Below are 3,122 nucleotides of genomic sequence, written 5' to 3'. Positions count from 1 at the left end.
TGGTGGAAACATAGATTAAGTTATTAAGGGCGCACGGTGGATGCCTTGGCACTAGAAGCCGACGAAGGACGTTACTAACGACGATATGCTTTGGGTAGCTGTAAGTAAGCGTTGATCCAGAGATTTCCGAATGGGGGAACCCAGCACGAGTTATGTCGTGTTATCGACAAGTGAATTCATAGCTTGTCAGAAGGCAGACCCGGAGAACTGAAACATCTTAGTACCCGGAGGAAGAGAAAGAAAAATCGATTCCCTGAGTAGCGGCGAGCGAAACGGGAAGAGCCCAAACCAATAAGCTTGCTTATTGGGGTTGTAGGACACTCTATACGGAGTTACAAAGGAATATGTTAGACGAATCATCTGGAAAGTTGAATCAAAGAAGGTAATAATCCTGTAGTTGAAAATATATTCTCTCTTGAGTGGATCCTGAGTACGACGGAGCACGTGAAATTCCGTCGGAATCTGGGAGGACCATCTCCTAAGGCTAAATACTCTCTAGTGACCGATAGTGAACCAGTACCGTGAGGGAAAGGTGAAAAGTACCCCGGAAGGGGAGTGAAAGAGAACTTGAAACCGTGTGCTTACAAGTAGTCAGAGCCCGTTAATGGGTGATGGCGTGCCTTTTGTAGAATGAACCGGCGAGTTACGATCTGATGCAAGGTTAAGCAGGAAATGTGGAGCCGTAGCGAAAGCGAGTCTGAATAGGGCGTTGAGTATTTGGTCGTAGACCCGAAACCAGGTGATCTACCCATGGTCAGGTTGAAGTTCAGGTAACACTGAATGGAGGACCGAACCGACTTACGTTGAAAAGTGAGCGGATGAACTGTGGGTAGCGGAGAAATTCCAATCGAACTTGGAGATAGCTGGTTCTCTCCGAAATAGCTTTAGGGCTAGCCTCAAGTGATGATTATTGGAGGTAGAGCACTGTTTGGACGAGGGGCCCCTCTCGGGTTACCGAATTCAGACAAACTCCGAATGCCAATTAATTTAACTTGGGAGTCAGAACATGGGTGATAAGGTCCGTGTTCGAAAGGGAAACAGCCCAGACCACCAGCTAAGGTCCCAAAATATATGTTAAGTGGAAAAGGATGTGGCGTTGCCCAGACAACTAGGATGTTGGCTTAGAAGCAGCCATCATTTAAAGAGTGCGTAATAGCTCACTAGTCGAGTGACACTGCGCCGAAAATGTACCGGGGCTAAACATATTACCGAAGCTGTGGATTGTCCGTAGGACAATGGTAGGAGAGCGTTCTAAGGGCGTTGAAGCATGATCGCAAGGACATGTGGAGCGCTTAGAAGTGAGAATGCCGGTGTGAGTAGCGAAAGACGGGTGAGAATCCCGTCCACCGATTGACTAAGGTTTCCAGAGGAAGGCTCGTCCGCTCTGGGTTAGTCGGGTCCTAAGCTGAGGCCGACAGGCGTAGGCGATGGATAACAGGTTGATATTCCTGTACCACCTAACATCGTTTTAATCGATGGGGGGACGCAGTAGGATAGGCGAAGCGTACGATTGGATTGTACGTCTAAGCAGTGAGATTGAGTGTTAGGCAAATCCGGCACTCTTAAGATTGAGCTGTGATGGGGAGAGGAAATTGTTTCCTCGAGTCGTTGATTTCACACTGCCGAGAAAAGCCTCTAGATAGATAATAGGTGCCCGTACCGCAAACCGACACAGGTAGTCAAGATGAGAATTCTAAGGTGAGCGAGCGAACTCTCGTTAAGGAACTCGGCAAAATGACCCCGTAACTTCGGGAGAAGGGGTGCTCTTTAGGGTGCAAGCCCAGAAGAGCCGCAGTGAATAGGCCCAAGCGACTGTTTATCAAAAACACAGGTCTCTGCTAAACCGTAAGGTGATGTATAGGGGCTGACGCCTGCCCGGTGCTGGAAGGTTAAGAGGAGTGGTTAGCTTCTGCGAAGCTACGAATCGAAGCCCCAGTAAACGGCGGCCGTAACTATAACGGTCCTAAGGTAGCGAAATTCCTTGTCGGGTAAGTTCCGACCCGCACGAAAGGCGTAACGATTTGGGCACTGTCTCAACGAGAGACTCGGTGAAATCATAGTACCTGTGAAGATGCAGGTTACCCGCGACAGGACGGAAAGACCCCGTGGAGCTTTACTGTAGCCTGATATTGAAATTCGGCACAGCTTGTACAGGATAGGTAGGAGCCTTTGAAACGTGAGCGCTAGCTTACGTGGAGGCGCTGGTGGGATACTACCCTAGCTGTGTTGGCTTTCTAACCCGCACCACTTATCGTGGTGGGAGACAGTGTCAGGCGGGCAGTTTGACTGGGGCGGTCGCCTCCTAAAAGGTAACGGAGGCGCTCAAAGGTTCCCTCAGAATGGTTGGAAATCATTCATAGAGTGTAAAGGCATAAGGGAGCTTGACTGCGAGACCTACAAGTCGAGCAGGGTCGAAAGACGGACTTAGTGATCCGGTGGTTCCGCATGGAAGGGCCATCGCTCAACGGATAAAAGCTACCCCGGGGATAACAGGCTTATCTCCCCCAAGAGTTCACATCGACGGGGAGGTTTGGCACCTCGATGTCGGCTCATCGCATCCTGGGGCTGTAGTCGGTCCCAAGGGTTGGGCTGTTCGCCCATTAAAGCGGTACGCGAGCTGGGTTCAGAACGTCGTGAGACAGTTCGGTCCCTATCCGTCGTGGGCGTAGGAAATTTGAGAGGAGCTGTCCTTAGTACGAGAGGACCGGGATGGACATACCTCTGGTGTACCAGTTGTCGTGCCAACGGCATAGCTGGGTAGCTATGTATGGACGGGATAAGTGCTGAAAGCATCTAAGCATGAAGCCCCCCTCAAGATGAGATTTCCCAACTTCGGTTATAAGATCCCTCAAAGATGATGAGGTTAATAGGTTCGAGGTGGAAGCGTGGCGACACGTGGAGCTGACGAATACTAATCGATCGAAGACTTAATCAATTTATTTCAAAGTTTTGCGAAGCAAAATCATTTACTTACTATCTAGTTTTGAATGTATAATCATTCTCTTGTCTGGTGACAATGGCAAGGAGGTCACACCTGTTCCCATGCCGAACACAGAAGTTAAGCTCCTTAGCGCCGATGGTAGTTGGATTTACGTTCCGCTAGAGTAGGACGTTGCCAGGCA

The 3,122-nt window shown here is 49.6% G+C and carries 2 rRNA genes; both read left to right on the top strand.

Annotated elements, in window-relative coordinates:
- Nucleotides 1-13 precede the first annotated feature (13 nt).
- Nucleotides 14-2,935, top strand: a 23S ribosomal RNA gene (locus AK212_RS12780).
- A 71-nt stretch (nt 2,936-3,006) separates the two neighbouring features.
- Nucleotides 3,007-3,121: ribosomal RNA gene (gene rrf / locus AK212_RS12775) — 5S ribosomal RNA — on the top strand.
- The last annotated feature ends 1 nt before the right edge of the window (nt 3,122 follow it).

It is taken from the genome of Staphylococcus borealis (assembly GCF_001224225.1).
Classification (GTDB): domain Bacteria; phylum Bacillota; class Bacilli; order Staphylococcales; family Staphylococcaceae; genus Staphylococcus; species Staphylococcus borealis.
The sequence above is the reverse complement of the archived record's forward strand: the minus strand, read 5'-3'. Positions and strand labels throughout refer to the sequence as shown.